Origin of the sequence: Salmonella sp. SAL04157 (assembly GCF_046551635.1) — a bacterium.
Classification (GTDB): Bacteria; Pseudomonadota; Gammaproteobacteria; order Enterobacterales; family Enterobacteriaceae; genus Salmonella; species Salmonella enterica.
This window is the reverse complement of record NZ_JBGDVS010000032.1, coordinates 1-507: the sequence shown is the minus strand read 5'-3', so window position 1 is coordinate 507 and position 507 is coordinate 1. Positions and strand designations below refer to the sequence as shown.

Annotated in this window: 1 rRNA gene; it reads right to left on the bottom strand. The window is 54.2% G+C overall.

What is annotated here, in order from left to right:
- Positions 1-3 precede the first annotated feature (3 nt).
- Positions 4-507: ribosomal RNA gene (locus ACLJRE_RS23850) — 16S ribosomal RNA — on the bottom strand; the annotation flags it as partial.

Below are 507 nucleotides of genomic sequence, written 5' to 3'. Positions count from 1 at the left end.
AGGTAAGGAGGTGATCCAACCGCAGGTTCCCCTACGGTTACCTTGTTACGACTTCACCCCAGTCATGAATCACAAAGTGGTAAGCGCCCTCCCGAAGGTTAAGCTACCTACTTCTTTTGCAACCCACTCCCATGGTGTGACGGGCGGTGTGTACAAGGCCCGGGAACGTATTCACCGTGGCATTCTGATCCACGATTACTAGCGATTCCGACTTCATGGAGTCGAGTTGCAGACTCCAATCCGGACTACGACGCACTTTATGAGGTCCGCTTGCTCTCGCGAGGTCGCTTCTCTTTGTATGCGCCATTGTAGCACGTGTGTAGCCCTGGTCGTAAGGGCCATGATGACTTGACGTCATCCCCACCTTCCTCCAGTTTATCACTGGCAGTCTCCTTTGAGTTCCCGGCCGGACCGCTGGCAACAAAGGATAAGGGTTGCGCTCGTTGCGGGACTTAACCCAACATTTCACAACACGAGCTGACGACAGCCATGCAGCACCTGTCTCAC